This window comes from Paraburkholderia sp. MM5482-R2 (assembly GCF_050436125.1).
Lineage (GTDB): Bacteria > Pseudomonadota > Gammaproteobacteria > Burkholderiales > Burkholderiaceae > Paraburkholderia > Paraburkholderia tuberum.
In genome coordinates, this window is the sequence record NZ_JBNDLP010000002.1 from 3,706,536 (window position 1) to 3,727,823 (window position 21,288).

The following is a 21,288-nucleotide window of genomic DNA, read 5'->3' on the forward strand; positions in this document are numbered from 1 at the left end:
CTGGAGAAAGTGACTTGGGATGTCGAGGAGCGTAAGGGGCATCACTTAAAAGAGTCTTAAGCAGCGCCAGATCATGGGAACCTTATCGGACCGGCCGCTACGGCGCCGCCGCGCCAGCACGAACGCCGGCGTTGGCCGAACAGTAAATCACCATGATCAGAAGCGTACGATGACCTGCAAACCACCGGCCGGCGAGTCATCGAGCGACACTTGCGCATGATGTTGGGTGGCAATCCGACGCACGATCGCGAGACCGAGGCCGCTGCCCGCCACGTCGGTGCGCGCGCGATTCGCGCCCGCTCCCGCGCGATAGAACCGGTCGAACACGCGCTCGCGATCGGCGGGATCGATACCGGGGCCGCTATCGGCGATCCGCACGACCGGATGGCCGTCCTCGACACGCAGGCTGACGTCGACGCGGCCGCCACGCGGCGTGTACTTGGTCGCGTTGTCGACGAGGTTGTTGAACATCACGCGCAGCGCTTCGGCGTCGCCGGTCACGCTGGCGGCCTCGCTCGCCTCGATGCCGAGGTCGACGCCGCGATTCATCGCGAGCGGCGCGTAGGTCGCGACGCACTCCTGCAGCAGCTCGCGCAGATCGAGCATCACTGCGCCGGCGGCGCCGTCCGGCTCGGCGCGCGCGAGCGCGAGCAGTTGCTCGGCGAGGCGCGTCGCGCGCGTGACACCGGCCTGCAGATCGACGAGCGCCTCGCTGCGGGCTGTGTCGTCCTTCGCGCGCGCGACCAGTTGCGCCTGAATCTGTACCGCGGCGAGCGGCGTGCGCAATTCGTGCGCGGCATCGGCGACGAACGCCTTCTGGATATCGAGCGCGGTCGCGAGCCGCTGCAGCAGCCCGTTCAGCGCACGCACGAGCGGCCGCACTTCGAGCGGCAGGCGCTGATCAGGCAATGGATCCAGCGCTTCGGGATGACGGGTGTCGAGCGCGCTCGTCACGCGCCGCAGCGGCCGCAGCCCGCGACCGACGATCACCCATACCGCGAGTCCGAGCAGCGGCAGCAGCACGATCAGCGGCCACAGCGTGCGCAGCGCGACATTGGCGGCGAGCCGGTTGCGCACCGACAGCGGCTGCGCGAGCTGCACGACGTTGTCGCCGACGATCGCGCCATATACGCGCCATTCGCCGCGGTCGGTGCGCTCGGTCGAAAAACCGAGTTCGGCGCGCGGCGCGAGCGGCGCACGCGGCCGCGAGTAATACATCAGCATGCCGTTGCGGTTCCAGATCTGCAGCACGATGCCCTCGTCGCCGGTATCGCGGCCGAGCACCTGCGAGAACGGTTCCGCCGGCAGCGCCGCGGCGATCTGCTCGAGCTGGTAGTCGAACAGCTCGTTCGCTTCGGCGAGTGCCTGCCGGTAGATCAGCCAGCCCGCGATGCCGACGCCGAGCAGCACGAGCGCGAGCAGCCAGAACAACAGTTGTCGGCGAATCGAGCGCATCGGCTCAGGCGTCCTTCGCGATCATGTAGCCAAGCCCGCGAACGTTGCGGATCAGATCGGCGCCGAGCTTCTTGCGCAGCGCGTGGATATAGACCTCGACAGTGTTGCTGCCGATCTCCTCGCCCCAGCCATACATCTTTTCCTCTAGCTGGCTCTTGGACAGCACCGCGCCGGGTCGCGCGAGCAGCGCCTCGAGCAGCGCGAATTCGCGCGCGGATAGCGCGACCAGGGCGCCATCGAGCGTCACCTGGTGCGACGCGGGATCGAGGGTCAAATTGCCGTGGCGAATCGTCGAATCGCTGCGGCCGGACTGGCGCCGGATCAGTGCGCGCATCCGCGCACCGAGCTCGTCGAGATCGAAAGGTTTGACAAGGTAATCGTCAGCGCCGGCGTCGAGGCCTTTGACACGATCGGCGACCGCGTCGCGCGCGGTGACGATCAGCACCGGCAGCGCATGGCCGCGCGCACGCAGTGCGCGCAGCACCTCGAGACCGTCGCGCTTGGGCAGACCGAGGTCGAGCAACGCGAGGTCGTAAGGTTGGGCCGCCGCCGCGCGCAGCGCCGCTTCGCCGTCCTCGACCCAATCGACGGCAAAGCCTTCACCGCGCAGCGCCTTGCGCACGCCTTCGGCGATCATCCGGTCATCTTCGACTAGCAGGATGCGCATGGTTGTCCGTTCCAAAACATTTGATGATGCCGCATTCTAGCGCCCGCTTCCGACCCGTGCGGCGTGTGGCGCTTTTTTCACCGCAGCCTCGCGGGATGTCACTACAATGGGCGCTTTGCGTCGCGCGACGGCCGTCGGGTAGACTGCGGCGCGCTACCGCGCCGTCTAGGCGCCCAGCTTGCCGTTCCATCGTCCCGCGCACGGCGCACGCCGCTCGCCGCACACCTTGAAATCCTGCTCGTCCGTTTGCCCGTTCACCCGTTCATGACGCACCCTTTTCTGTCTTCCGTCGCACGCCGTATGGCGCTGCACTCGCGCCGTATGTTCGATCGCGCAGCCTTCATGCCTAACCGCGTCGTGCCGCGCGCGGCCGTCTGGCTCTGCGCCGCCGCGCTCGGCGCAGGCACGCTGCTGCCGCTGACGGGGGAGGCACGCGTCAAGGCCACGCATCCGAGCGTCAACGTCACGACGGTACTGCCGCAGCCGGTGATGGTCGGTCTGCAGCGCGCGCACGTGCCGTTGTCGTCGATCAGCGTGGTCGTCGAAAAGGTCGGCGATCGCACGCCGATCCTCGCGCTGAACGCCGGCAAGCCGATGATGCCCGCCTCGACCATGAAGCTCGTCACCACCTACGCGGGCCTGTCGATCCTCGGTCCCGGTTACCGCTGGCGCACCAGCGCGTACGCGGACGGCCCGCTCGACGCGAGCGGCGTGCTGCACGGCAATCTGTACATCCAGGGCACCGGCGACCCGAAGCTCGTGCCCGAAGAACTGATCGACCTCGTGCAGAAGATTCACAAGGCGGGCATCAACGGTATCGACGGCGCGCTGGTGCTCGACAAGCGCTACTTCGATCCGTCGACTCGCGACCTGCCCGCGTTCGACGACGACGTGAACGCGCCGTACAACGTCGGCCCCGATCCGCTGCTGTACGCGTTCAAATCGCTGTCGTTCACGCTGACGCCGTCGCCCGATGGCACGGTGGCGATCGACGTGCTGCCCGCGCTCGCGCAACTACGCATCGACAACCAGTTGCGTGCGACGAGCGGCCCATGCCGGGGCGAGTTGCCGACGCCGACCGTCACGCCGGAGCCTGACGGCACTCTCGTCGCGTCGTTCATCGGCGATTTTCCGGTGCGCTGCGACGCGCGCACGATCAACGTCGCCGTGCTCGACCACTCGACGTTCTTCGCGCGCGGCTTCCTCGCGCTGTGGCAGCAAACCGGCGGCACATTCACGGGCGCGACCCGCGAAGGCGCGGTGCCCGCCGGCGCGAAGCTCGTCGCCAGGCACGAGGGGCCGATGCTGTCGGACATCGTTCGCGACATCAACAAGTTCAGCAACAACACGATGGCGCGCAACCTGTTCCTGACAATCGGCGCCGCCGAGGAAAGGCCGCCCGCCACGCCCGCGAAAGCCGCGCACGCGGTCGAAGCTTTCCTGACGCGCGACAGCCTGAACACCGAATACCTGTCGCTCGATAACGGCTCGGGCCTGTCGCGCGACGAACACATCACCGCGCTCGCGCTCGCCGATGTTCTGCAACGCGCGAACGCGAGCCCAGTCGCGCAGGTGTTCGTCGACTCGCTGCCGATCGCCGGTGTCGACGGCACGATGCGCAATCGCCTGACCAGCCAGGGCGCGGGCGGCAACGCGCACATCAAGACCGGCACGCTGCGCGACGTACGCGCGATCGCCGGCTACGTCGCGTCGGCCGACGGCAACAGTTATGTCGTCGTCAGCCTGATCAACGATCCGCATTCGGAAGCGGCGCGCGCCGCGCACGACGCGCTGCTCGAATGGGTGTACGAAGGCCCGTCGCAGGGCTTTACGAAGGTTTCCGCGCCCATCGAGGAAGCGCGCGAGAAGCCCAGGAAAAACCCGCGCAAGCGCGGCAGCCACTGAGTATTCCTTCTAGCGATGCCGCGCGCGGCAAGCTCCTAACCGTGTACGCTGTCGGGCAGCATGCGGCGCGCGACATCACGGGCTTGCCGCGCAGGGCGCCGGTCGTGCAGACCGCGCGACCTCACGAACGATAACGACACCACCCGCCGCGTACCGCGCGGCGGTCAGGGACCAGGAAGGGAGACAAGATGCAATTCGATGCCGAATTGCTGCTGCTCGCCATGGCGCCCGTCTTTCTTGCCTGCATCGGCTGGGAGGCGTGGCACGTGAGCCGCACGCGCCCGGCCGAGCGGCTCTACAGCTGGCGCGACACGCTGTGCAACGCCGCGCTCGCGCTGCTGCAGCAGGCCGCCGACAAGCTCGCGTGGCTCGCGATCATCCCTGTCTACGCGTTTTTCTACGAGCATTACCGCTTTCATACATGGCCGGCGACGTGGCTGTCGTTCGTCGTGCTGTTCGTCGCGCAGGACCTGCTCTATTACCTCTTTCATCGCTGCAGTCATCGCGTGCGCTGGCTGTGGGCCGCCCACGTCGTGCATCACTCGTCGGAGCGGATGAATTTTTCGACCGCGTTCCGCCAGAGCCTGATGTACCCGATCGCCGGCATGTGGGTGTTCTGGATTCCGCTCGCCATTGCTGGCTTTGCTCCGAAGCAGATCGTCGCGATCGTGCTGATCAATCTCGGCTTCCAGTTCTTCGTGCACACGCAGGCGATCGGCAAGCTCGGCTGGCTCGAATACGTGTTCAATACGCCGTCGATCCATCGCGTGCATCATGCGCGCAACGATCGCTACATCGATCGCAATTACGCAGGTGTACTGGTGATCTGGGATCGCCTGCTCGGCAGCTACATCGAAGAAGACCCGCACGAGGCGCCGCGGTACGGCATCGCCGAGCCGCTGCATACGTACAACCCGCTGAAGGCGACGTTTCACGAATGGGCATCGATGGCCGCAGACTTCGCGAGCGTGCGCGGCTGGCGCAACAAATGGCGTGCGCTGTTCGCGCCGCCCGCCTGGGCCGCCGCTTATCATGCGCAGCGCGCGAAGGGAGCCGGCTTGAACTCAAACCATACGGTCGCGCTTCGGACATCGCGCAGGCCGTAGAAGATTCTGTAAGCTGTCGTCACGCCGCCAACGCGGTGGACGCCGCCTGCAACACATGGCATCAAGGGCCACACATACGAGGAGATGCAGTCAACATGAATCAAACCGCTTCGAAGAAACAGCAATGGTTGCGCGTCACGCAGATCGCAGTGGCGAGCGCAGCGTTCGCCGCGCTCGCGGCATGCGGCGGTGGCAGCGACAACAATAGTTCGAGCAGCAGCAACACGCCGCCGGGGGGCGTCACGCTGCAGGTCGTGTCATTCGGCGACAGCCTGTCGGATGTCGGCACATACATGCCGGCGGTCCAGGCGAACGTCGGCACGGGCGGCGGCCGCTTCACGACGAATCCGGGTGAGGTCTGGACGCAGAAGGTCGCCGAGTACTACGGCGGCACGCTCACCGCCGCGTACGTCGGCGGCTTCGGCATGCCGCTCACCGCGACGGGCGGCCTCGGTTACGCGCAGGGCGGCTCGCGTGTCGATCTGCAGCCGGGCGAAGGCTACGCGCCGAACAACATGGCCGCGACGACGGTGCCGGTCACGACGCAGGTCGCCGAGTATCTGGCCGGGCACAATAACAGCTTCAATTCGAACCAGCTCGTGCTGATGAACGGCGGCGCGAACGACATCTTCGTCGCGGTCCAAGCGGTCTCGGCTGCCGGAACGGCAGCGGCGACGCAGGCGCTCCTGAACGGCGGTACCCCGGCCGACGCGCAGACGGCGGCCGCCGCCGCGTCGCAGACGGCCACGCTGGCCGCGCTGCAGGACATCGCCACCGCGGCGACCACGTTCGTCGGCACGGTGCAGAAGGTCGTCGCGTCGGGCGCGACGCACGTGGTGGTGTCGGACGTGCCGGACATCGCGCAGACGCCGCAAGGTCTCGCCGCGGGCGCGCAAGGCCAGGCGCTCATCAACGCGCTCGTCAAGACCTACAACGGCGTGCTGCAGCAAGGCCTCGCGTCGAGCAAGCAGGTCATCTACGTGAGCGCATTCGCGTGGATCGACCAGACGTTGCAGAACTATCAGTCGCTCGGTTTCACCGTGTCGAATACGGGCACCGCGTGTAACCTGACGTCGATGGCCCAAAGCGCGACCACGTACGCGACGAACAATCCGAGCGTGCTCGCCTCCGGCCAGACGGCGGCGGACTTCGGCAGCGCGCTTGCGTCGTCGCTGTTCTGCTCGCCGCAAACCTACACGGTGGCCGGCGCAGACCAGAGCTACATGTTCGCCGACCTCGTGCATCCGACCACGCATCTGCAAGCGCTGTTCGCACAGCAGGTCGAGACGCAGATCGCTGCTAGCGGGCTTGGCAAGTAACGCGGCGTTGGCCGTGGGGTTAGCGGTATTGACATGACAGCTAACCGGCGTCGCTAAGGCTGGCTAGATGGCAAAAGGCCCGGCTCGTTGAACGAGCCGGGCCTTTGCTTTTTCCGGTGGCCGTGCCATGCAGCGCAGCGAGCCGATTGCGTCAGTGCTGCGCTTCGAACGCCGCCGCCGCGCGCCCGAGCCGATCGTTGACCGCGATCCATTCGATCGTATCGGGCAGCTTCTCGATCAGAATCCGCGTGACGTTCGCGCGATCGAGCGCGCGTAGCAAGCCGTAGAGCTCGCGTGCATAGACGTGCGGATCTTCCGGCGCGGCGACGAAATGCACGCCGTCGACATCGGCCCACTGTCCCGCACGCGACGCGCGCGCGACCAGCGCGACGCGCTCGCCCGGCTCGCGCACCGCGAGAAGCGGCTCGAGCTCGCCGAATGGCAGCAGCACGAGCGGCGTGCGCGGCGCGTAATGCGCTTTCAACGTGCCCGACGCGCGCGGCGCGGTCGCGTCCGACCCGTCGGGCAGACGCGGCGCCTCGCCGAGCACGTCGGCGATATCCTGCGGCGTCACGCGACCGGGCCTCAGCAGCGCCGGAAAGCCGCGCGACAGATCGAGAATCGTCGACTCGATACCGACATCCGACGCGCCGCCATCGAGCACATGAATCGCGCTGCCGAACTCGTCGCGCACATGCTGCGCGGTGGTCGGGCTCACATGCCCGAAGCGGTTCGCCGACGGCGCGGCGACGCCGCCATGCCCGCCGCGCAACGCGCTGAATGCATCGAGCAACGCCTGCGCAACCGGATGCGACGGGCAGCGCAGTCCCACGGAGTCCTGCCCGCCGCTGACCGCCGCCGGAATGCGCGCAGCGCGCTTGAGGATCAGCGTGAGCGGTCCCGGCCAGAACGCGTCGATCAGACGCTGCGCATCCGCCGGCAAATACTCGACCCAGTAGTTCGGATCGCCATGCGGCGCGAGATGCACGATCACCGGATGATTGGCCGGCCGCCCCTTCGCCGCGTAAATGCGCGCGACCGCGTCCGGGTTCTCGGCATCGCCGCCGAGGCCGTACACGGTTTCCGTCGGAAACGCGACCAGCCCCCCCGCGTCGAGCAAGGCCGCCGCGTGCTCGATCTGCGCGGCGCTGACCGGCAACGCGTTGGTAGCGTCCTCGGCGGGTTTCAGTTGATCCGGCATGGCGCGCGCGTCAGCTGGTGGCGATGTGCAGCAGCCGCGCGCAATCGCGCGCCGCGGTGCGGGCTTCTTCGAGGGTCGGCGCGGTGAAGTTCACGTGGCCCATCTTGCGGCCGCAACGCGCCTCTTCCTTGCCGTACAGATGCAGGCGCGCTGACGGCATCGCGGCGACTTCCTGCCACGGCGGCGTGACCGCCGCGCGCTTCGGACCGTCCGGAAACCACACGTCGCCGAGGATGTTCAGCATCACCGCCGGCGAATGCTGGCGCGTGTCGCCGAGCGGCATGCTGGTCATCGCGCGCACCTGCTGCTCGAACTGGCTCGTCGCGCACGCGTCGACCGTGTAGTGGCCGGAGTTATGCGGGCGCGGCGCCATTTCGTTGGCGACCAGCGAGCCGTCTTCGAGAATGAAGAATTCGACGCACAGCACGCCGACGTAGCCGAGCTTCTCGGCGATCTGCAGCGCGGCCTGTTGAGCCTGCTGCACGAGCACCGGCGACGCGTCCGGCGCGGGGACGATGGTGTGCGACAGCACGCCGTCGCGATGGGTGTTCTGCGCGAGCGGATAGACCACCGACGCCCCGCTCGCCGCGCGCGCGATCAGCGCCGACACCTCGAACTTCAGCGGCAGGCGCTTCTCGAGCACACACGGCACGCCGCCGAGCGACGCATGCGCCTCGCGCACTTCCTCGGCGTTGCGCACGCGAATCTGGCCTTTGCCGTCGTAACCCATGCGCGCCGTTTTCAGGATGCCGGGCAGCACCGCTTCGAGCTCGCCATCGCCCAGCGCCGCAAGCGCATCCGACGACTCGATCACGACGTGCGGCGCAACCGTCACACCCGACGACGCGATAAAGCGCTTCTCGGCGATCCGGTCCTGCGCGACGGCGACGCAACGCCCCGCCGGGCTCACGAAGGTGGTCTTGCCGAGAAAGTCGAGGCTCGCGGACGGCACGTTCTCGAATTCGGTCGACACCGCCGCGCACAACCGCGCGAGTTCGGTCAGCGCCGCTTCGTCGCCGTAGGCCGCGCGCAGGTGGCGATCGGCGACCGCGCCGGCCGGGCTGGTTTCGTCCGGGTCGAGCACGGCGACGCGATAGCCCATCGCCTGGGCGGCAAAACAGAACATGCGGCCGAGCTGGCCGCCACCGACCATGCCAAGCCATGCGCCGGGCAGAATCGGTGAAACCGGTGTGTTGTCAGGGTTCATCTTGGTGGTCGGTCGCGGCCGGATACGCGTCGCGCTCGCACAGCGAGCGGCGGGCATCCGGCCGGGGGTCGGACAGGAGACGTCTTATAAAACAACCAGCGCGCTTACAGCGCCGGCAATACCATCGCGTGAGCCGCTTCGTTCTGGCGCACACGGAATGCAGCGAGCTTGTCCGCGTATTCGGCGCTGGTGCCGGAGAGCAGGGACACCGCGAACAGCGCCGCGTTCGCGGCACCCGCCTCGCCGATCGCAAACGTCGCGACCGGCACACCCTTGGGCATCTGCACGATCGAATGCAGCGAATCGACGCCCTTCAGATACTTGCTCGCGACCGGCACGCCAAGCACCGGCACCGTGGTCTTCGCGGCCAGCATGCCCGGCAGATGCGCGGCGCCGCCCGCACCCGCGATGATCGCGCGAATGCCGCGCTCGCGCGCGCTTTCAGCATAGGCGAACATTTCGTCGGGCATGCGGTGCGCGGACACGACCTTCGCTTCGTACGGCACGCCGAATTCCTGCAGAATCGCGACGGCGTTTTTCATCACTTCCCAGTCGGAACTGGAGCCCATCAATACGCCGACGACCGGCGCATCATGCGTATGGGCGGTTTGTGCTTCACTCATCTTACGGCTTCCTTGTTTCCCGGCGATGCGCGCCTGGCACGGCGCGCGCGATCACATCAGTCGAGCTTGTGGCCGGTCAGGCGCTCGAGCGCTTCCTGGTACTTCTCGCCCGTTTTCGCGACCACGTCGTCCGGCAGCTTCGGCGCCGGCGGCTCTTTCTTCCACGGCTGGGTTTCGAGCCAGTCGCGCACGAACTGCTTGTCGAACGATGGCGGGTTCGTGCCGACCCGGTACTGGTCCGCCGGCCAGAAGCGCGACGAATCGGCGGTCAGCGCCTCGTCCATCAGGTACAGCTTGCCCTGGTTGTCCAGACCGAATTCGAACTTCGTGTCCGCAATGATGATGCCGCGCGTGGCCGCGTAATCAGCGGCTTCCTTATACAGACGGATCGAAATGTCGCGGATCGTGGCCGACAGTTCGGTGCCGATGCGGCGCTCCATCTCGTCGTAGGTGATGTTTTCGTCGTGGTGGCCCATCTCGGCCTTGGCGGCCGGCGTGAAGATCGGCTCGGGCAGCTTCTGCGCGTTCTGCAGACCCGGCGGCAGTTGCACGCCGCAGACCGAACCGGTGGCCTGGTAATCTTTCCAGCCACTGCCGGCCAGATAGCCGCGCACCACCGCTTCGACGAGGATCGGCTCGAGACGCTTAACGACCACCGCGCGCCCCTTGACCTGCTCGACTTCGTCCGGCGCGACCACCGACTCCGGCGCGACGCCCGTCAGGTGGTTCGGCACCACGTGCTTCAGTTTCTCGAACCAGAAGTTGGCCATCGCGTTGAGCACGTGACCCTTGTTCGGAATCGGCTCGCCCATGATCACGTCGAACGCCGACAGACGGTCGGTCGTGACGATCAGCAACTGGTCGTTGCCCACGGCATAGTTGTCGCGGACTTTGCCGCGGCCGAGCAGCGGCAGCGAGCGGAGCGTGGATTCGTAGAGGGTAGACATCGTCGTGGTTCGCTAAAAGTGGTGCAAAAAATGTGACCGGAACAAAAGGGAAACGCCGTTCCCCCGATGATGCGGGAACGGCGATCGGACGACAACCTGGCCAAACGGCCAGGCGCGGAGCCAAAACTACAGCTTAACGGACGACTTGCGCGAGCTCGCCCGACTTGTACTTCTGCGCAATTTTATCAAGCGAAACCGGCTTGATCTTGCCAGCCTGGCCTTCGCAGCCGAATTGCATGTAACGGTCGATACAGATCTTCATCGCCGCTTCGCGCGCCGGCTTCAGGTAATCGCGCGGATCGAACTTGCCCGGGTTGGTCGCCATGTAGCGGCGGATCGCGCCCGTGATCGCCAGACGCAGGTCGGTATCGATGTTGACCTTGCGCACGCCGTGACGGATGCCTTCCTGGATTTCTTCGACCGGCACGCCGTAGGTTTCCTTCATGTCGCCGCCGAATTCGCGGATTTCCGCGAGCAGCTCCTGCGGCACCGACGACGAGCCGTGCATCACGAGGTGCGTGTTCGGAATGCGCTGATGGATTTCCTTGATGCGCTGGATCGAGAGAATATCTCCCGTCGGCTTCTTGCTGAACTTGTAGGCGCCGTGCGAGGTGCCGATCGCGATGGCCAGCGCGTCGCACTGGGTCAGCTTGACGAAGTCGGCGGCCTGCTCCGGATCGGTCAGCAGTTGTTCACGCGTCATCGTGCCTTCGGCGCCGTGGCCGTCTTCCTTGTCGCCCTTCATCGTTTCGAGCGAACCGAGCACGCCCAGCTCCGCTTCCACGGTGACGCCGATCGAGTGCGCCGCCTCGACGACCTTGCGCGACACTTCGACGTTGTACTCGTACGATGCGACCGTCTTGCCGTCGGCTTCGAGCGAACCGTCCATCATCACGCTGGTGAAGCCGCTGCGAATCGCCGCCATGCAGACCGCCGGCGACTGACCGTGGTCCTGGTGCATCACGACCGGAATGTGCGGATACGACTCGACCGCCGCTTCGATCAGATGACGCAGGAACGGCTCGCCCGCGTACTTACGCGCACCGGCCGACGCCTGCATGATGACTGGGGCGTTGACCTTGTCGGCCGCGGCCATGATCGCCTGCACCTGCTCCAGATTGTTCACGTTGAATGCCGGAAGGCCATAGCCGTTTTCCGCAGCATGGTCCAGCAGTTGACGCATTGATACGAGAGGCATGCTGAAACTCCTTAGATTGAAACGAATTCTTTTGCCGTCGGCATCTTTTGCGGCGATTTTATCGCGAAGCAGGCGGCGTTCCCGCGATGACAGCGGCGCTTTGGTGCGCCGTCGCACATGGACCGTACGGGTTTCGCCGCCCTGCTTCGCTCAATCGAGCCCGTGCCGATCGAGCAGTCCTGCCTGATCAGTACGGTTCACCGACCCGCACGATCTTCAACGTGTTGGTGCCGCCCGCCTGACCCATCGGCTCGCCGACCGTCAGCACGACCATGTCGCCGTGCGACGCGTAGCCCTTGCCGACCACCGTTTCGAGCGCCTGCTGCAGCGCCGTGTCGCGGTCGGTGTTGGTGTCCAGATGCAGCGACGTCACGTTGCGGTACAGCGCCATCGCCCGTTCGCTGCCGACGCGCGGCGTCAGCGCGAAGATCGGCACGTGGGTCCAGTGACGCGACATCCACAGCGCGGTCGAGCCCGATTCGGTCAGCGCGACGATGGCCTTGGCGCCCAGGTGATAGGCGGTGAACAGCGCGCCCATCGCGATCGACTGGTCGATCCGCGTGAACGTGCGGTCGAGGAAGTCCTTGTCGAGCTCCGACTGCTCGGACTTTTCCGCTTCGACGCAAATCGCGGCCATCGTCTCGATGGTCTGCACCGGGTACTTGCCCGCCGCCGATTCCGCCGACAGCATCACCGCGTCCGTGCCGTCGAGCACCGCGTTGGCGACGTCCGACACTTCCGCGCGGGTCGGCACCGGCGCGTGGATCATCGACTCCATCATTTGCGTCGCGGTGATCACGAACTTGTTCGATTCGCGCGCCATCCGGATCATGCGCTTTTGCAGCGCCGGCACCGCGGCATTGCCCACTTCCACAGCCAGATCGCCACGCGCGACCATGATGCCGTCCGACGCGTCGAGGATGCCTTGCAGCGCCGGAATCGCTTCCGCGCGCTCGATCTTCGCGATCATCTTCGGCTTGATGCCGTACGGCGCGCCGGCGATGTTCGCGAGCTGGCGGGCCATTTCCATGTCGGTCGCGTTTTTCGGGAACGACACCGCGACGAAATCGACGCCGAGCGACATCGCCGTGCGGATGTCCTCCATGTCTTTGGCGGTCAGCGCGGGCGCCGACAGACCGCCGCCCTGGCGGTTGATGCCCTTGTTGTTCGACAGCTCGCCGCCGATCTTCACGACCGTGTGGATCTCGTTGCCGATCAGGCGCTGCACGTTCAGCACGATCAGGCCGTCGTTGAGCAGCAGTACGTCGCCCGGCTTCAGGTCGCGCGGCAGATCCTTGTAGTCGAGGCCGACGCGCTCGTCGTTGCCGAGCTCGCAGTCGGCATCGAGGACGAACGGATTGCCGGTGACGAGCGTCGTGCGGCCGTTCTCGAATTTGCCGACTCGGATTTTCGGGCCTTGCAGGTCAGCCATGATGGCGACTTCGCGGCCGGCCTGGCGGGCCGCCTCGCGCACGAATTCGGCGCGCTGGCGATGGTCGTCCGCGGTGCCGTGTGAGAAATTGAGCCGCACCACGTCCAATCCCGCCTGAATCATTTGCAGCAGGATTTCCGGCGTGCTGGAAGCCGGACCGATAGTAGCGACAATCTTGGTGGCGCGATGCATGAGTCTCCTCGTCTGGATAGGATCGCTGGTAAGAGCGCTGCGGGGCTGCTGCGGAGTTCGCGCATCGAAAGATGCTGCCTGGGGTCGCGCGCCGGTTGTGGCCGGTGTCGCTTTGTGGAGTGATGCGGGTGATGCGGGTGATGCGGTATTCGAGAGCGGCGCCTCGCGCGCCGGAGATTTGCTGCCCTGCTTGCCGGAAGGCTGTTCCGGCTGGGCCGAATCGCGTTGAGCAGCTTCGACCTGTGCCGTTGGGGGCTGCTCCGCGTCGCCGGTCGGAGCATGCGCTGCAACCGGTCCCGCGGGCGCTCCGGCGGCTAGCGCCGGTTCGGTGGCCGTGGGCGCTATCGGCGCTTCGGCAGCCACGTCCTGTCCGGCCGCTGCCGACGCAGCGGCCGCGCGTGTCGGGCGCTCCCCTGCCGGCGTTGCCGCGCTACCGCGCTGCGCTTTCACGCCACGCGCCTTGGTCGACTTCGCCGCTGGGGAGCGCGTCGCCACGTTAAGCCCGCGATTCCAGAACTTCTACCGCCGGCAGCTTCTTGCCCTCGAGGAACTCGAGGAATGCGCCGCCGCCCGTGGAAATGTAGCTCACCTGGTCGTGGATGCCGTACTTGGCGATTGCCGCGAGCGTATCGCCGCCGCCTGCGATCGAGAACGCCGCCGAGCGCGCGATCGCGTCCGCGAGCGTCTTCGTGCCGTTGCCGAACTGGTCGAACTCGAACACGCCGACCGGGCCGTTCCACACGATCGTGCCGGCCTTCTCGAGTTGGGCGGCGAGCACCTTGGCCGTTTCCGGGCCGATGTCGAGGATCATGTCGTCGTCCTGCACATCGGCGACGGCCTTTACTTCTGCCTTCGCGCTCGGCGAGAACTCCTTGGCCGTGACGACGTCGGTCGGGATCGGCACCGAGGCGCCGCGGGCCTTGGCCGCGTCGATGATCGCCTTCGCTTCGTCGACCAGATCGGCTTCGGCGAGCGACTTGCCGATCTTCAGGCCGGCCGCGAGCATGAACGTATTGGCGATGCCGCCGCCAACGATCAGCTGGTCGACCTTCTCCGCGAGCGACTTCAGGATGGTCAGCTTGGTCGACACCTTGGAGCCCGCGACGATCGCCACGAGCGGACGCTTCGGTGCGCCGAGCGCCTTGCCGAGCGCTTCGAGCTCAGCGGCGAGCAGCGGACCCGCGCAGGCAACCGGCGCGTACTTCGCGATGCCGTGCGTAGTCGCTTCGGCGCGGTGGGCGGTGCCGAACGCGTCGTTCACGTAGATATCGCAGAGCTTGGCCATTTTCTGCGCGAGCTCGTCGGAATCTTTCTTTTCGCCCTTGTTGACGCGGCAGTTTTCGAGCAGCACGACCGAGCCCGGCGCGACGTTCACGCCGTTTTCGACCCAATTCGCGACGAGCGGCACGTCGCGGCCGAGCAGCTCCGCGAGACGCTTCGCCACCGGTGCGAGCGAATCTTCCGGCTTGAAGTCGCCTTCGGTCGGACGGCCAAGGTGCGAGGTGACCATCACCGCGGCGCCGGCGTCGAGCGCGGCCTTGATGGCCGGCACGGAAGCGCGGATGCGGGTGTCTTCGGTGATGTTGCCTTGATCGTCCTGCGGCACGTTCAGATCGGCGCGGATGAACACGCGTTTGCCGGACAGCTTGCCTTCGGCGATCAGGTCGGAGAGACGCAATACCTTGTTCATGGGCTTGAGTATGCGAGTTGATGAGAAGGCGGTGACGGTCAGCGCGCGGGGACGAGGCGCAGCGAACTCCAGCGCTTCGGCCCAACGGCTCCGCGGGATCGGGCGCCGGCGGCCGGCCGCGGCACCAGGCGCCTTGCCGCGGCGCGCTCAACCCGGAAAAGGCATTTTAACTGATCCCAACGGCCTTCTGATCCGCGACACAGCGAATGTCGCGGATTTGATCGCAAGGCCGCGGATGCCGCGGCGTAGCATTCATCGCCGCACCCCGGGCCCGGCCCTCACAGGAAGACGCGCATCAGCGTGAATACGACCATTCCGGTCACGATCGTGCCGAGCATGGTGCGCCGCCACAAAAACCAGCCGAGGCCGGCGAGCGTCGCGTAAAGCTCATGGTTGGAAGGCGCGAACGACAGCCCATCGGACGTCGTCAGCACGTCGGGCACCACCACCGCGGCGAGCGCGGCGGCCGGCGCGTAGCGCAGCATCTTCTGCACGCGCGCCGGCAGTACCGTGCGCTCGCCGCCGATCAGGAACATCGCGCGCGTGAGCGCGGTGACGAAGGTCATGCCGAAAATGGCGAGCCAGATTTGCGTGGTGGTCATCGGGAGTCTCCGGCGCGATCGTTCACGCCACGAATGCGGCGCAGGTCGGCGCGCTCGATCATCAGGTCGGCCGCGCTGCCGGCCGCGATCGCCGCGATCACCGCGAGCAGCAACGCCAGCCGGTACGGCAGATCGAGCGCGAGCAGCGACACGATGCCGGCCACGCTGACCGCGACCAGCGTCGAGCGGGTGGCGATCGACGACACCATCACCGGCAGCAGCGCGAGCGTGCCGGCCAGCGCGAGCCCCCAGTTGTCCGGAATCAGGCTCGCGAGCAGGATGCCGATGATCGACGACACCTGCCACGACAGCCAGCTCGATACCGCCATGCCCCAGAAGTATGCCTCCTTGCCCGGCACGTAGCCGGTCGGAAAGCTCTTCTTGACGAATAGCAGATAGATCACGTCGCCGTTGAAATAGCCCAGCACGATGCGCCGCCACATCGACAGATACGAGAAGTGCGGCGCGAGGCCGGCGCTGAAGATCACGAAGCGGGTGTTGACCATCGCCGCGGTCAGCAGCACGGTCCACACCGGCAGCTTCGCGGCGAGGAGCGGCAACACCGCCAGCTGCGACGATCCGGCGTAGCACAGCAGCGACATCGTGAGCGCCTGGGGCAGCGTCAGCACGGACTTGCTCATCGCGATGCCGGTCACGAGGCCCCAGGAAAAAATCGCCATCAGCGTGGGGGCATAGGCGCGCGCGCCTTCACGAAAAGCGCGGCGATCGGTGTCGGACAGTCGAGCGAGCATCGGGCGAAGGGTGCGGGCGCAGGAAACGCCGTCAAGAAGGCCAGGTCGGCGCCAGCTTGCGAGACCACCCGCTGGCGCATCCGGATTTGATTTATGCGTGCGCTGGATTATAGCGTCCGGGGTGCGCCCAAATGCCCGTGGTGTGTGCAAAAGACGCTAAAATAGCGCTCCCGGCTATGTCCTGCGCTCATGGCCGCACCTCATAACGCACCTGCTGGAGAACCGTATGTCAATGGCCGACCGCGACGGCAAGATCTGGATGGATGGCAAGCTCATCGAGTGGCGTGATGCCAAAATCCACGTGCTCACCCATACGCTGCACTACGGCATGGGCGTGTTCGAGGGCGTGCGCGCTTACAAGACGGCCGACGGCGCCACCGCGATTTTCCGCCTGCAGGAGCACACCAAGCGCCTGCTGAACTCGGCGAAGATCTTCCAGATGGCCGTGCCGTTCGACCATGAAACGCTCGCCGCCGCGCAGCGCGAAGTGGTCCGCCAGAACAAGCTCGAGTCGTGCTATCTGCGCCCGATCATCTGGGTCGGCTCGGAAAAGCTCGGCGTGTCGGCCAAGGGCAACACGATTCACGTCGCGATCGCCGCGTGGCCGTGGGGCGCATACCTTGGCGAAGACGGCATCACCAAGGGCATCCGCGTAAAGACGTCGTCGTTCACGCGCCATCACGTGAACGTGTCGATGGTGCGCGCGAAGGCGTCGGGCTGGTACGTGAACTCGATCCTCGCGAACCAGGAAGCGATCGCCGACGGCTACGACGAAGCGCTGTTGCTCGACGTCGACGGCTACGTGTCGGAAGGCTCGGGCGAGAACTTCTTCCTCGTCAACAACGGCAAGCTGTACACGCCTGATCTGTCGTCGTGCCTCGACGGCATCACGCGCGACACCGTCATCACGCTCGCGCGCGACATGGGCCTGCAGGTGATCGAAAAGCGCATCACGCGCGACGAAGTCTATACCTGCGACGAAGCGTTCTTCACCGGCACGGCGGCCGAAGTCACGCCGATCCGCGAGCTCGACAACCGCACGATCGGCGCTGGCGCGCGCGGCCCGATCACCGAAAAGCTGCAGTCGGCTTTCTTCGACGTCGCGAACGGCAGGAGCGCGAAATACGCGCACTGGCTCACGAAGATCTGAGCGACGTTTCGAGATGCCCCGCGCAGCCCAACGGCGGCGCACTGCAAGCACCCCGCATACAAAGAGAAAGTCTCATGAGCGAAATCAAGGAAATGCCGCTGGTCGAACTGTCGGCAAAAGATCTGCCGGCGTATTGTCCGAACCCGGCCATGCCGCGCTGGAGCGCGCATCCGCGCGTCTTCATCGACGTGTCGCACGGCGAAGCGCGTTGCCCGTATTGCAGCACGCGTTACAAGCTGCGCGACGGCGAAGTGATCAAGGGCCATTGATCCAACGCATCGAGCGGTTCTGAGCCAGCTTGCACGGCACGAGGCGCGCGTTTTGAATCACGCGCTCGCCGCGCCGCAGGCTCGACCGCACGACCCGTGCGGCCGCACCGCCGCCGCGCCGCCATCGCGGCGCGTGTGGCCAAACGGCATCGCGCCGTGCGGCTTTCCGCTTTCCCCATTTACCTATCCGAGTGCCGCGCGCATCGCGCGCGCGGCGCTTGTTATCGACACCGGACACTCACTCTGATGCGTCGCGCGTTGGTTATCGCACCGAACTGGATCGGTGACGCATTGATGGCGCAGCCGCTGTTTGCGCGCCTCGTGAAATTGCATCCGCGCATCGTCATCGACGCGGTCGCGCCCAGCTGGGTCGCACCCGTGCTCGAACGCATACCGGAAATCCGCGACGTCTACGCGACCGATCTCGCCCACGGCAAGCTGCAGATGCTGCGCCGCTGGCAGTTGTCGAGCGATCTGCGCGACGTCGGCTACGACGCGGCCTACGTGCTGCCGAATTCGTTCAAGTCGGCGCTGATTCCGTGGCTGGCGGGCATTCCGCTGCGCATCGGCTACACCGGCGAGAGTCGCTACGGCGTGCTGAACGTGCGTCACGCGAATCCGCGCAAGGACGCCCGCCCGCCGATGGTCGGCCACTACGCCGCCCTCGCCTATGCGCCAGGCGCCAAGGTCCCCGAAGATCTGCCGATGCCGCGCCTCGACACGGACCTGAACGAGGCCTCGCGCGTGTCGGCGCGCTTCAATCTCGATACGCGCGTGCCGCTGCTGGTGTTCTGCCCCGGCGCCGAATACGGTCCCGCGAAGCGCTGGCCGCCCGAGCACTTCGCGTCGCTCGCGCAGATGGTCGGCCAGTCGTTCCCGTACACGCAAATCGTCGCGCTCGGTTCGCCGAAAGACGCGCCGCTCGCGCAGGCGATCGCCGAGAAAGCGCCGAACGTGCGCAACCTCTGCGGCCAGACCGCACTCGGCGAGGCTTGCGCGCTGATCTCGCGGGCCAACGCGGTCGTCACCAACGACTCCGGACTGATGCACGTCGCCGCCGCGCTGCGCCGCCCGCTCGTGGCCGTCTACGGTTCGACCGATCCGCGCCACACCCCGCCCTTGTCCGAGCTCGCGAAGGTACAATGGCTTCATCTCGAATGCAGCCCCTGTTTTGAGCGCGAGTGCCCGCTCGGTCATCTGAACTGTCTGAAGCAGCTGAGCGCCGAGCAGGTTTTCGGCGATTTGCGCGGCATGCTGCTCGCGCAGCGCTGAGCCGACTGGTACTTGCACGCAACACCGCACGCCCCGAGCGCGTCGCGTCATGTTCGCGCCTTGCGGCACGGGCAAGCTGACGCCGGGGGCGATGGTCCGGCGCTCTGGACCGTCCCGCTACCGCAGACCCGCAACCGCGCGCCGCGCACAAGAGACTGACAAGCCATGCCACGTTTTGCCCATATCTTCGAAGCCGCCGCCGATACCCTGAACGCCTACTATCAGGCCGTCGCCGAGGTCAATATCGACAGCTTGATGGGCTTGTGGATCGACGAGGAGTTCGTCAGCTGCATCTGCGCGGACGGCTCGCATCTGCACGGCCTCGAGAGCATTCGCAATGGCTTGCAGGTCCAGCTCGAAGCGCTGCCGGTGTCGATCGAGCCGCTCGACATCCGCGTCTACGACAGCCTCGGCACCGTCGTCTATGCGATTGCCGAAGCACATCGTCCGGCCGACCCGACCGCCACGCCCGCGATGGTCTTCACCACCTACGTGATGGTCCATGAACGCGGCGAATGGCGCATTGCGCATATTCACGCAAGCCCGATGCCGAACGAGACCGCCAGCCAGTTCGCAACGAAGATGCGGCATGGCCAGGGCCCGCTGCACTGACGCGCGGCACCACGACAGATTCAGAATCAGGTTTTCTCGCTTTTCCGCCGGTATGAGTTCGACGCCACATAAACCCGCTTCCTCCGGTACGGCCCCCGCCAAGGTGGCGGCCGCCGTCGAGGCGGCCGTCGAGCTGCTGTACCGCGCGCCGCTCTGGCTGCCGAACCGGCATGTGCAGACGATCGTCCCGTCGCTGTTCGCGCGCCGCCCCGCGGTATCGTTTCGCCGTGAGCGCTGGGACACCCCGGACGGCGATTTCATCGATCTCGACTGGGTCGCGCACGATACTCCGCCCACCGACGCCGCGCCGCTCTTCGTGCTGTTTCACGGCCTGGAAGGCAGCTCGTCGTCGCACTACGCGGTCGCGCTGATGGCCGCCGCGCGCGAATATGGCTGGCACGGCGTGGTGCCGCACTTTCGCAGTTGCAGCGGCCCGCTGAACCGGCTGCCGCGCTTCTACCATCTCGCCGACAGCAACGAGGTCGACTGGATCCTGCGCCGCCTGCGCGCCGCGCATCGCGGGCCGGTGGTCGCGGCGGGCGTGTCGCTCGGCGGCAACGTGCTGCTGCGCTGGCTCGGTGAGCGGCAGGCCGATGCGGCGCGGGTGGTAGCCGCCGCTGCCGCGATTTCGACACCGATCGACGTCCATGCGGGCGGCCGCGCGCTGTCGCAGGGCTTCGGCCTCGTCTACACGCGCAGCTTCCTGAAGACGCTGAAACACAAGGCCAACCAGAAGCTCGAGCAGTTCCCAGGCCTGTTCGATCGCGACGCGATGCTCGCGAGCCGCACGATGTACGAGTTCGACAACGTCGTGACCGCGCCGCTGCACGGCTTTCGCGATACCGACGACTACTGGAGCACCGCAACCACCCGCCCGCTGCTGCCGCACATTCAGGTGCCGACGCTCGTGCTCAACGCGCGCAACGACCCGTTCCTGCCGGCCGAAGCGCTGCCGTCGCGGCACGAGGTGTCGGCGGCGGTCGAGCTTTATCAGCCTGAGCACGGCGGCCACGCGGGCTTCATGACCGGGCCGTTCCCGGGCCGCATCGACTGGCTGTCGCGGCGCGTGTTCGGCTATCTGGAGCGACACGTCGATCATGGATGACATCGTCAAACAGGCGCTCGCCAAATGGCCGAACGTGCCGAGCTGCACCGGCTGGCTGATGCTCGACCGCCGCGGCAACTGGCGCATGCGCGACGAAGCGGCCCAGGCGAGCGGCGCGCCCGGCGTGCCGATCCGGCATGAGGCGCTGCTTGGCTTCATCAACCGGAACTACGAGGCCGATGAGCGCGGGCAGTGGTTTTTTCAGAACGGACCACAGCGCGTGTATGTCGAGCTGGCTTATACGCCGTGGGTGGTCAGATTGTCCGCGCACGCGGATGGAACGCTCGCGCTGCACGACCAGGGCGGCGGCGCGTTCGAGCCGACGGCGGTGTTCGCGGATGAAGACGGCGGCATTCTGTTTGCCGATCGCTCGCAGCCAGCACGTATCGCGGTGCTGCACGATCACGACCTCGAGCTCTTCTCCGATCACGCGACGCTCGCCGACGATGGCTCATTGAGCGGTGCGTTCCACTGGAGTGTTCAGCGCGCCTTGCCGCTGCAAAGCGTGCGACGCGATCAGGTGGCCGCGCGCTTTGGCTTCGTCGCGAGCCCGGCGGCGCAGGTCTGACGCGCGCAGCGGCGCG

At 66.5% G+C, this 21,288-nt stretch carries 20 protein-coding genes; 9 read left to right on the forward strand and 11 right to left on the reverse strand.

Features of this window, described 5'->3' with window-relative positions:
* Nucleotides 1–156 precede the first annotated feature (156 nt).
* Nucleotides 157–1,455 (reverse strand): ATP-binding protein, encoded by a 1,299-nt coding sequence (locus OKW37_RS19945; protein WP_184058313.1) that lies wholly within the window; start codon nt 1,453–1,455, stop codon nt 157–159.
* 4 nt (nt 1,456–1,459) lie between these two features.
* Nucleotides 1,460–2,122, reverse strand: a complete 663-nt coding sequence (locus OKW37_RS19950) for a response regulator (RefSeq protein WP_027198735.1) — start codon at nt 2,120–2,122, stop codon at nt 1,460–1,462.
* Nucleotides 2,123–2,386: 264 nt separating this feature from the next.
* Between OKW37_RS19950 and dacB the strand changes: the two genes are divergently transcribed.
* From dacB to OKW37_RS19965, 3 genes are all read left to right on the forward strand, one after another.
* Nucleotides 2,387–4,027 carry a D-alanyl-D-alanine carboxypeptidase/D-alanyl-D-alanine endopeptidase gene (gene dacB / locus OKW37_RS19955; protein ID WP_429404556.1) on the forward strand — a complete coding sequence of 547 codons (1,641 nt, stop codon included), beginning with the start codon at nt 2,387–2,389 and terminating at the stop codon, nt 4,025–4,027.
* Nucleotides 4,028–4,215: 188 nt separating this feature from the next.
* The gene (locus tag OKW37_RS19960) at nt 4,216–5,133 is read left to right on the forward strand and encodes a sterol desaturase family protein (protein ID WP_429404554.1); all 918 of its coding nucleotides are present in this window, start codon (nt 4,216–4,218) and stop codon (nt 5,131–5,133) included.
* Between the two features lie 95 nt (nt 5,134–5,228).
* Nucleotides 5,229–6,452 (forward strand): SGNH/GDSL hydrolase family protein, encoded by a 1,224-nt coding sequence (locus tag OKW37_RS19965; RefSeq protein ID WP_429404552.1) that lies wholly within the window; start codon nt 5,229–5,231, stop codon nt 6,450–6,452.
* 151 nt (nt 6,453–6,603) lie between these two features.
* On the opposite strand, the gene OKW37_RS19970 is transcribed toward OKW37_RS19965, so the two are convergent.
* The 9 genes from OKW37_RS19970 to OKW37_RS20010 all read right to left on the reverse strand — a co-directional run bounded on the left by OKW37_RS19970 (nt 6,604) and on the right by OKW37_RS20010 (nt 16,296).
* Nucleotides 6,604–7,653, reverse strand: a complete 1,050-nt coding sequence (locus OKW37_RS19970) for an L-threonylcarbamoyladenylate synthase (protein ID WP_429404550.1) — start codon at nt 7,651–7,653, stop codon at nt 6,604–6,606.
* A gap of 10 nt (nt 7,654–7,663) precedes the next feature.
* Nucleotides 7,664–8,860 (reverse strand): 5-(carboxyamino)imidazole ribonucleotide synthase, encoded by a 1,197-nt coding sequence (locus tag OKW37_RS19975; protein ID WP_429404548.1) that lies wholly within the window; start codon nt 8,858–8,860, stop codon nt 7,664–7,666.
* Between the two features lie 104 nt (nt 8,861–8,964).
* Nucleotides 8,965–9,483, reverse strand: a complete 519-nt coding sequence (purE, locus tag OKW37_RS19980) for a 5-(carboxyamino)imidazole ribonucleotide mutase (protein WP_018421699.1) — start codon at nt 9,481–9,483, stop codon at nt 8,965–8,967.
* A gap of 56 nt (nt 9,484–9,539) precedes the next feature.
* A complete protein-coding gene (locus tag OKW37_RS19985) occupies nt 9,540–10,430 on the reverse strand; it encodes a phosphoribosylaminoimidazolesuccinocarboxamide synthase (RefSeq protein WP_184058326.1) in 891 nt (296 codons plus the stop codon).
* 133 nt (nt 10,431–10,563) lie between these two features.
* Entirely contained in the window at nt 10,564–11,628 is a 1,065-nt protein-coding gene (gene fba / locus OKW37_RS19990) for a class II fructose-bisphosphate aldolase (protein ID WP_184058328.1), read from the reverse strand.
* 187 nt (nt 11,629–11,815) lie between these two features.
* Nucleotides 11,816–13,252, reverse strand: a complete 1,437-nt coding sequence (pyk, locus tag OKW37_RS19995; protein ID WP_018421702.1) for a pyruvate kinase — start codon at nt 13,250–13,252, stop codon at nt 11,816–11,818.
* Nucleotides 13,253–13,748: 496 nt separating this feature from the next.
* A complete protein-coding gene (locus tag OKW37_RS20000; protein WP_184058330.1) occupies nt 13,749–14,942 on the reverse strand; it encodes a phosphoglycerate kinase in 1,194 nt (397 codons plus the stop codon).
* A 278-nt stretch (nt 14,943–15,220) separates the two neighbouring features.
* Nucleotides 15,221–15,544 carry an AzlD domain-containing protein gene (locus OKW37_RS20005; RefSeq protein ID WP_184058332.1) on the reverse strand — a complete coding sequence of 108 codons (324 nt, stop codon included), beginning with the start codon at nt 15,542–15,544 and terminating at the stop codon, nt 15,221–15,223.
* Complete coding sequence (locus OKW37_RS20010) at nt 15,541–16,296, reverse strand: AzlC family ABC transporter permease (RefSeq protein ID WP_184058334.1); 756 nt, start codon at nt 16,294–16,296, stop codon at nt 15,541–15,543. The genes OKW37_RS20005 and OKW37_RS20010 overlap by 4 nt, the downstream gene beginning before the upstream one ends.
* 226 nt (nt 16,297–16,522) lie before the next feature.
* Between OKW37_RS20010 and OKW37_RS20015 the strand changes: the two genes are divergently transcribed.
* The 6 genes from OKW37_RS20015 to OKW37_RS20040 all read left to right on the forward strand — a co-directional run bounded on the left by OKW37_RS20015 (nt 16,523) and on the right by OKW37_RS20040 (nt 21,272).
* Nucleotides 16,523–17,446, forward strand: coding sequence for a branched-chain amino acid transaminase (locus OKW37_RS20015; RefSeq protein WP_429356103.1), 924 nt, complete (start codon nt 16,523–16,525; stop codon nt 17,444–17,446).
* A 74-nt stretch (nt 17,447–17,520) separates the two neighbouring features.
* On the forward strand, nt 17,521–17,715 hold the full coding sequence (locus OKW37_RS20020; protein WP_008920434.1) for a zinc-finger domain-containing protein: 195 nt from the start codon (nt 17,521–17,523) through the stop codon (nt 17,713–17,715).
* A gap of 246 nt (nt 17,716–17,961) precedes the next feature.
* Complete coding sequence (waaF, locus tag OKW37_RS20025) at nt 17,962–18,987, forward strand: lipopolysaccharide heptosyltransferase II (protein ID WP_429404544.1); 1,026 nt, start codon at nt 17,962–17,964, stop codon at nt 18,985–18,987.
* 165 nt (nt 18,988–19,152) lie between these two features.
* Entirely contained in the window at nt 19,153–19,599 is a 447-nt protein-coding gene (locus OKW37_RS20030) for a nuclear transport factor 2 family protein (RefSeq protein ID WP_018421709.1), read from the forward strand.
* 52 nt (nt 19,600–19,651) lie between these two features.
* The gene (locus tag OKW37_RS20035) at nt 19,652–20,704 is read left to right on the forward strand and encodes a hydrolase (RefSeq protein ID WP_429404542.1); all 1,053 of its coding nucleotides are present in this window, start codon (nt 19,652–19,654) and stop codon (nt 20,702–20,704) included.
* Nucleotides 20,697–21,272, forward strand: coding sequence for a DUF2946 family protein (locus tag OKW37_RS20040; RefSeq protein WP_429404540.1), 576 nt, complete (start codon nt 20,697–20,699; stop codon nt 21,270–21,272). The genes OKW37_RS20035 and OKW37_RS20040 overlap by 8 nt, the downstream gene beginning before the upstream one ends.
* The last annotated feature ends 16 nt before the right edge of the window (nt 21,273–21,288 follow it).

Coding starts and splice junctions, on each gene's coding strand:
- OKW37_RS20010 (WP_184058334.1), bottom strand. CDS start 16,296: ATGCTCGCTCGACTGTCCGACACCGATCGCCGCGCTTTTCGTGAAGGC.
- OKW37_RS20000 (WP_184058330.1), bottom strand. CDS start 14,942: ATGAACAAGGTATTGCGTCTCTCCGACCTGATCGCCGAAGGCAAGCTG.
- pyk (WP_018421702.1), bottom strand. CDS start 13,252: ATGCATCGCGCCACCAAGATTGTCGCTACTATCGGTCCGGCTTCCAGC.
- OKW37_RS20015 (WP_429356103.1), top strand. CDS start 16,523: ATGTCAATGGCCGACCGCGACGGCAAGATCTGGATGGATGGCAAGCTC.
- OKW37_RS20020 (WP_008920434.1), top strand. CDS start 17,521: ATGAGCGAAATCAAGGAAATGCCGCTGGTCGAACTGTCGGCAAAAGAT.
- OKW37_RS19960 (WP_429404554.1), top strand. CDS start 4,216: ATGCAATTCGATGCCGAATTGCTGCTGCTCGCCATGGCGCCCGTCTTT.
- OKW37_RS19950 (WP_027198735.1), bottom strand. CDS start 2,122: ATGCGCATCCTGCTAGTCGAAGATGACCGGATGATCGCCGAAGGCGTG.
- OKW37_RS19970 (WP_429404550.1), bottom strand. CDS start 7,653: ATGCCGGATCAACTGAAACCCGCCGAGGACGCTACCAACGCGTTGCCG.
- dacB (WP_429404556.1), top strand. CDS start 2,387: ATGACGCACCCTTTTCTGTCTTCCGTCGCACGCCGTATGGCGCTGCAC.
- fba (WP_184058328.1), bottom strand. CDS start 11,628: ATGCCTCTCGTATCAATGCGTCAACTGCTGGACCATGCTGCGGAAAAC.
- purE (WP_018421699.1), bottom strand. CDS start 9,483: ATGAGTGAAGCACAAACCGCCCATACGCATGATGCGCCGGTCGTCGGC.
- waaF (WP_429404544.1), top strand. CDS start 17,962: ATGCGTCGCGCGTTGGTTATCGCACCGAACTGGATCGGTGACGCATTG.
- OKW37_RS20040 (WP_429404540.1), top strand. CDS start 20,697: ATGGATGACATCGTCAAACAGGCGCTCGCCAAATGGCCGAACGTGCCG.
- OKW37_RS20030 (WP_018421709.1), top strand. CDS start 19,153: ATGCCACGTTTTGCCCATATCTTCGAAGCCGCCGCCGATACCCTGAAC.
- OKW37_RS19965 (WP_429404552.1), top strand. CDS start 5,229: ATGAATCAAACCGCTTCGAAGAAACAGCAATGGTTGCGCGTCACGCAG.
- OKW37_RS19985 (WP_184058326.1), bottom strand. CDS start 10,430: ATGTCTACCCTCTACGAATCCACGCTCCGCTCGCTGCCGCTGCTCGGC.
- OKW37_RS20035 (WP_429404542.1), top strand. CDS start 19,652: ATGAGTTCGACGCCACATAAACCCGCTTCCTCCGGTACGGCCCCCGCC.
- OKW37_RS19975 (WP_429404548.1), bottom strand. CDS start 8,860: ATGAACCCTGACAACACACCGGTTTCACCGATTCTGCCCGGCGCATGG.
- OKW37_RS19945 (WP_184058313.1), bottom strand. CDS start 1,455: ATGCGCTCGATTCGCCGACAACTGTTGTTCTGGCTGCTCGCGCTCGTG.
- OKW37_RS20005 (WP_184058332.1), bottom strand. CDS start 15,544: ATGACCACCACGCAAATCTGGCTCGCCATTTTCGGCATGACCTTCGTC.